The organism is Clostridium cylindrosporum DSM 605, assembly GCF_001047375.1.
Lineage (GTDB): Bacteria > Bacillota > Clostridia > Clostridiales > Caloramatoraceae > Clostridium_AB > Clostridium_AB cylindrosporum.
This window is the reverse complement of record NZ_LFVU01000014.1, coordinates 1-6,779: the sequence shown is the minus strand read 5'-3', so window position 1 is coordinate 6,779 and position 6,779 is coordinate 1. Positions and strand designations below refer to the sequence as shown.

General features: G+C 31.9%; 6 protein-coding genes, 1 tRNA gene and 1 other annotated feature. Of the genes, 1 reads left to right on the top strand and 6 read right to left on the bottom strand.

Annotated features, from left to right (window positions below; all coding sequences use genetic code 11):
* Positions 1 to 473 precede the first annotated feature (473 nt).
* From CLCY_RS05320 to CLCY_RS05310, 3 genes are read right to left on the bottom strand one after another with little or no spacing between them, the layout of a single operon-like run.
* Positions 474 to 1,061 carry a hypothetical protein gene (locus CLCY_RS05320; RefSeq protein WP_048570102.1) on the bottom strand — a complete coding sequence of 196 codons (588 nt, stop codon included), beginning with the start codon at positions 1,059 to 1,061 and terminating at the stop codon, positions 474 to 476.
* A gap of 32 nt (positions 1,062 to 1,093) precedes the next feature.
* Entirely contained in the window at positions 1,094 to 1,873 is a 780-nt protein-coding gene (locus CLCY_RS13890; RefSeq protein WP_053083275.1) for a hypothetical protein, read from the bottom strand.
* Positions 1,874 to 1,924: 51 nt separating this feature from the next.
* Positions 1,925 to 2,344, bottom strand: coding sequence for a carboxypeptidase-like regulatory domain-containing protein (locus CLCY_RS05310; protein WP_048570101.1), 420 nt, complete (start codon positions 2,342 to 2,344; stop codon positions 1,925 to 1,927).
* 276 nt (positions 2,345 to 2,620) lie between these two features.
* On the opposite strand from CLCY_RS05310, the gene CLCY_RS05305 reads away from it, so the two are divergent.
* The gene (locus CLCY_RS05305) at positions 2,621 to 4,285 is read left to right on the top strand and encodes a glutamine--tRNA ligase/YqeY domain fusion protein (protein WP_048570100.1); all 1,665 of its coding nucleotides are present in this window, start codon (positions 2,621 to 2,623) and stop codon (positions 4,283 to 4,285) included.
* Between the two features lie 34 nt (positions 4,286 to 4,319).
* On the opposite strand, the gene gltX is transcribed toward CLCY_RS05305, so the two are convergent.
* The 3 genes from gltX to CLCY_RS05290 form a co-directional block, all read right to left on the bottom strand.
* Positions 4,320 to 5,978 (bottom strand): glutamate--tRNA ligase, encoded by a 1,659-nt coding sequence (gltX, locus tag CLCY_RS05300; RefSeq protein ID WP_048570099.1) that lies wholly within the window; start codon positions 5,976 to 5,978, stop codon positions 4,320 to 4,322.
* A 60-nt stretch (positions 5,979 to 6,038) separates the two neighbouring features.
* Positions 6,039 to 6,270 (bottom strand) — a binding site (T-box leader).
* A 65-nt stretch (positions 6,271 to 6,335) separates the two neighbouring features.
* Entirely contained in the window at positions 6,336 to 6,539 is a 204-nt protein-coding gene (locus tag CLCY_RS05295; protein ID WP_048570098.1) for a DUF896 domain-containing protein, read from the bottom strand.
* 100 nt (positions 6,540 to 6,639) lie between these two features.
* Positions 6,640 to 6,714 (bottom strand) — tRNA-Asn (locus CLCY_RS05290).
* Between the last annotated feature and the right edge of the window lie 65 nt (positions 6,715 to 6,779).

Below are 6,779 nucleotides of genomic sequence, written 5' to 3'. Positions count from 1 at the left end.
ACACACAAAATTATTGTACGCTCGCTATAGTTACTGTTTAGTTTTCAATGACCAAGTGCTTTATTATTGTAAAACATAATTTCAATTTTGTCAACTATGTTTTTCAACTTTATTTTCTCAAGCAAATTTTTCTTTTTGCTTCATCGCCGTTTGTTCCTGGCGACATAAATTATTATATTAAATTATTATATATATGTCAACAATAATTTATAAACTTTTTTAAAAAATATTTTAGATTGTTTATAAAACCTTTATATTACTAGGTTTACATCAACTTAATTTTAAAAAGCTGCTGATAATTTACCTTAATCAGCAGCTTGAAAATTAACTTTTAGGAAATACACATGATTATAATAACAAGGTTATTATATCACTGACAGCCTCTTCTAGATTAGACTAACTTATATTAAAGTACTTCTTACTCAAGATATAATTCATGTTTTCTCTTAAGTTTTATTCTTAATATCTACTTTTTAATCTCTACAGCGGCAATTATTTCTTCTGTTTCTTACAGGGCAATTAGTATTTTCCCTTCCATCATTAGATACTACTCTTTCTGGACCTGTTGAAGCCTTTCCTACTACAATTACGAATTCACGTCCATCTTCCCTTGGTGAAACTTCAAATTGGTAAAAACCTTTGCAATCACAAATTGTATGAGCTATTCCTTGTAGTCCTCTATTACTTCTTCTTACTAGCTTAACAAGAGCAAATGGTACTCCATTACCTCTACTGTCTATTACTCTTCCCCATATTCTAACTGATTGTCTGTTACTATCTTGAACTCTAACATTAGCTTTAATCTCACTATCATTATCTCTTACACGTACATCTACGCTATTTCCTACTATATCGGAATTATTGCGTCTTCTATCACAGTCGTGTCTTCTATCATTATCATGTCTTCTATCACAGTCATGTCTTCTATTACTTTCATATCTTCTTTCATCCTCAAAGTCTCTTTCGCCATCGTAATCTCTTTCACTTTCAAAATCTACATCATTGTCATAATCTCTTTCATCATCAAATCTTACATCATCAAATCTTACATCATCAAACATTTATAATACTCCTCCTATTTAAAAACATTTATTTAATATCTGTTAGGACAATTTGTATTTTCTCTTCCATCATTTGATACTACTCTTTCTGGACCTGTTGAAGGTTTACTTACTATAATCAAAAATTCTCGTCCATCTTCTCTTGGTGAAACTTCAAATTGATAGAAGCCTTCACAATCACATATTGTGTGGGCTATTCCTTGAAGTCCTCTACAAGTTACCTTCACAAGTTTAACAAGAGCAAATGGCACTCCATTACCCCTACTATCTAAAACTCTTCCCCATATTCTAACTGATTGTTCGTGTTTATCCTGTACTCTAATATTAGCTTTGATTTCGCTATCATTTTCTCTTACACAAATATCAATATTGTTTCCTATGATATCTGAATTATCATGTCTATCTCTATCACATCTATCTCTATCGTGTCTGTCTCTATCACATCTATCTCTATCGTGTCTGTCTCTATCACATCTATCTCTGTCATCTCTGTCTCTATCACATCTATCTCTGTCATGTCTGTCTCTATCACATCTATCTCTGTCATGTCTGTCTCTATCACATCTATCTCTGTCATGTCTGTCTCTATCGCATCTATCTCTGTCATCTCTATCTCTATCTCTATGATCTCTGTCTCTATCATATCTGTCACTTTCAAATGATTCTTCTGCTCCTAAAATAAAGTCTTCTCTAAACTCATTATGAAATTCATGAGCAATATCTTGTTCTGATCTATGCCTTCTACAACGACATCTTCTTCTAAAGCATGGAGAAATTCTAAAACAGTTATTTCTTCTATTTCTAGAACACATTTTAATACCCCCTATAATATTAAAAATATTTTAAAGGCATTATGCCTTTAATTAGCTTTCATTAACAACTACCTTATATCTATCTATATCATCATCATCAATAACATTAAATTCATAGAATCCTCTGTAATTAGTAATAGTTTCAGCTATACATTTAGATTCACATCTTGAAATCTTAACTAGACTTACCTTTACACCTTCGATTCCTCTTCCTCTTGAGTCTCTTATCTGTCCACTTACTGTAATTTCATTAACTCTTCTAACCATTAAATTAGTTTGTATTTCACTGTCATCCTCTCGAAGATTAAATCTAGTGCTATTTCCAAATATATGATTATCTACTGATTGTCTTAAAATTACATTATGAAATCTATTTTCTCTGCAACTACTTCTTTTAGAACAGTGATTTCTTCCTCTTCTTCTATTGCAATTAAGCAGGCTGTCTGAACCACAAATATTCCTTTTACACATCTATCTCCCCCCTAATGTAGAGAAATCCTCTCTGCCTTCTTTACACTGTAATAATATTCATAACCTTGCATTTGTGTTACATAAAACCTTAAATTATGTAAAATAAAATTTGATTAGTGACTAAAACATGTTTATATTGAAATACTAATTAATAGGCTTTAAACCTAACTTTCACCTATAAGCCTTTATTTTTTTTATTTATTAGTTTAAAATTAAATAAAATGCCGAACTACCTAGGTAGAAATTAGTAAATTATATTGGAGAGGTATATATATTATGTCAACTGAAATGAATTCATCTAATTTTATAAGAAACATAATTATGGAAGATTTAGAAAGTGGAAAACATAAAGAAATCATTACTCGTTTCCCACCTGAGCCAAATGGATATTTACATATTGGTCATGCAAAGGCTATAGTACTTAACTTTGAGCTAGGTGATGAGTTTAATGGAAAGACTAACCTAAGATTCGATGATACTAATCCTGTTAAGGAAGATACCGAATATGTTGAATCTATAAAGGAAGATGTTAAGTGGTTAGGATTCGATTGGGACAATCTTTTCTTTGCATCTAATTACTTTGAGGAAATGTACAATAGAGCTCTTATCCTTATTAAGAAAGGAAAGGCCTATGTATGTGATTTAACACCTGAGGAAATGAGAGAGTATAGAGGCTCATTAACTGAACCAGGTAAAGAAAGCCCTTATAGAAATAGAAGCATAGAAGAAAATCTTGAGTTATTTGAAAAAATGAAAAACGGAGAATTTAAGGATGGAGAAAAGGTTTTAAGGGCTAAAATTGATATGTCTTCTCCTAACATCAACATGAGAGACCCTATTATATATAGAATAGCCCATGCTACTCACCATAACACAGGTGATAAATGGTGCATATATCCTATGTATGACTTTGCTCATCCACTTGAAGATGCTATTGAAGGAATTACTCATTCAATTTGTAGTTTAGAGTTTGAAGATCATAGACCACTTTATGATTGGGTAGTTAGAGAATGCCAAATGGAAAGTACACCAAGACAAATAGAATTCGCAAGACTTAATATTACAAATACAGTAATGAGTAAAAGAAAACTTAAACTTCTAGTTGATGAAAATGCAGTAGATGGTTGGGATGATCCTAGAATGCCTACTATATCTGGGCTTAGAAGACGTGGATATACTCCAGAATCTATTAGAAACTTCTGTCGTGAAATAGGAGTTGCTAAGGCTAACTCAACTGTAGATTCAGCAATGCTTGAACACTTTATTAGAGAAGACTTGAGTCCGAAGTCTCCAAGAGCCATGGCTGTTTTAAGACCTTTAAAACTAGTTATTACTAATTATCCTGAGGGAGAAGTTGAAATGCTAGAAATCGAAAATAATCCTGATGATGAATCAGCTGGAAAGAGACTAGTTCCATTTTCAAGGGAAATTTACATTGAAAGTGAAGACTTTATGGAAAACCCTCCTAAGAAATACTTTAGATTATTCCCAGGAAATGAAGTTAGACTAAAAGGTGCTTATTTTGTAAAGTGTAATGATGTTATTAAAGACGAAAATGGCAATGTAACTGAAATTCACTGTACCTATGACCCTGAAACAAAAAGTGGAAGTGGATTTACAGGACGTAAGGTTAAGGGAACAATTCACTGGGTAGATGCATCAAGTGCTGCTCCTTGTGAATTTAGATTATTTGAACCTTTAATCCTTGATAGCGAAAATGAAGAAGATAAGGATAAGCATTTCCTTGAACAAATAAATCCAAACTCAATGGAAATCTTAAATGGATATATTGAACCAAGCGCCAAAGGTGCTAAGGCTCAAGAGAAATTCCAATTATTTAGACATGGATACTTTAATGTTGATCCTAAACTTTCAACAAATGATAAAATAGTATTTAATAGAATAGTATCCTTAAAGAGCTCATTTAAAATTAATAAATAACTAAAAGGCAGGAATCTTCCTGCCTTTTTTATTCTTAAAGTGATATAAACTTATTAAATCTATCTCTTACAATCTCTTCTCCCATAATTTGCATTATAGTATGTAGATCTGGTGTATTATTTCTATGTGCTAGTGCTGATCTAACTGCACCTGCTACATCTGAAACCATTCCCTTAAATGCTTCAGGTTCTTTCTTGTATGCTTTTCTATCAGTTGCATAACCAAGCTCTACTGCAATAGTTTTAAGATTTTCGAACCATGTGTCCTTATCATCATTAAAATTATATGCCTTAGCATATTCTTCAATAACTCTCTTAGCTTCATCTAATTCCATATTCTTTGGAAGTTCAAGATTATCAATTGAATCCTTTTGGAATAATTCATCAAAGAAGAAAAATACCTTTTCACGAACATCATTCCACTTAGCATAGTCCTTTCTAGGCTTTGGACCTTCTTTATCTATGTTGAATATTTTCTTACAATTTTCTTCATTTGAGGTAACTAGATTATACATTTCACTATCATAATCCTTTGACCAGTTAATGTAATAGTCATACACTACATCTGGTTTCATCTTACAAATAACATTTTTACTAACATCATTTAATTTAACTATATCAAATAATGCTCCACTTTTACTCATTTTCTCAAGTTCGACCTTAAAATCCTCATATGAAGCTTCCGGATTTTCATTTCTCCATTCTTCGAAACTTGAGTTTATAATATTTAGAAGATATTCAATAACTGAAACCATTGGATATCCTTCTTCTCTATAATAACTTACAGCACTTTCTGCATCTTTTCTCTTACTTAACTTTCTCTTTGATGAACCATCAAGCTTCATTATTGTTGGTATATGAGCATAGTTTGGTCTTTTAAATCCTAATATATCAAACAATTGTACATGAATAGGAAGTGATGATAACCACTCTTCCCCTCTTATAACATGTGTTGTTCTCATTAAAGCATCATCAATAGCATGTGCAAAATGATATGTTGGAAGTCCATCTGACTTAATAATTACGATATCTTGGTCATTTTCAGGGAATGAAATGTCCCCCTTTATAAGGTCATGAAATTCTACTCTTTTTTCTATATTTCCTGGTGATTTAAGTCTTAATATAAACTTATCCCCATTATCCACATGAGATTTAATATCTTCAAAGCTATTTTCACGGCATTTTGCCCATTTTCCATAGTATCCTGGTGTAGCCTTTATAGATGTTTGCTCTTCTCTTATAGCTGATATCTCTTCTTCAGAACAGAAACATGGATAAGCAAGTCCCTTACTTACTAACTTCTTAGCAAATGTTTGATATATGTCTATTCTTTTACTTTGTCTATATGGACCATAGTTTCCTATTTCCTCTGTTTCAGAAATCATACCTTCACTAAAATTGATACCAAAATTTTTCATAGTTTTAATAGTATCTTCAATTGCACCCTCAACTTCTCTTTTTTGATCTGTATCTTCTATTCTTAAATAAAATACACCATTGCTTTGAGTAGCTAATCTTTCATTAATTAGAGCAGCAAAAACTCCTCCTATATGTTGAAATCCAGTTGGACTTGGAGCATATCTACATACAATACTTCCTTCTGATAAGTCTCTTTCTGGATACTTTTCAATATAGAATTCTGCTGACGTTTTGATATTCGGAAAAAGAATATCTGCTAAAGCTTCATAATTCATAAAAATTTCACCCTACCTTTTGTATTTATTGTTTATAAAAATCAAAAACCCCTCGTCCTAGTATAGGACGAAGGGTTAACTTCGCGGTACCACCTAAATTGGCTATAAGCCCACTTAACACATAATAAGGAATGTCTCCCATAAACCTACTCCAAATTTAATAAAAAGATTAAACTTGATTTTCAGATTATAGCTCCAGAGCTTCTTTCCAAAGGTTAATTTATCAAGATTCCACCATTCTTGACTCTCTATAAAACTCATCCAATGTACTTTTCTCCTTCAAAGCTTATACTTTATAATTTCTACTTTATTATAACTGCAAGATTATATATTGTAAACAAAGATATATTCTATACCCTACTTTTTCTTACCTGGTTTAACTTTCTTGCCATCCTCATCTACTATAACAACACTATCAAGGGTATTTCTTAGATTAGATTTAAAAGCATTAATATATTCACGTCTTAATTTTTGTTGTTCTACTTTTTCTTCCTCAGTAAGCCCTTCTGCTCTTGATTTTCTTGCTAGTTCATTTATTCTTTCAATTTTATCCGCTAACATATTATTTCTCCTTATATTATAAAAATAGCTACCTTAACTAAAATCTTAGCCTAAAGGTAGCTGTTATATTCTTTTATTATAATTAGTCAAAAAATAAAAATGGCTCCGCGGAGAGGACTCGAACCTCCAACCTATCGGTTAACAGCCGAGTGCTCCACCATTGAGCTACCGCGGAACATTTTTAAACCAAGCGACTTCCTACCCTCCCAGTCCGTCTCCAGACTAGTACTATCGGCGTTA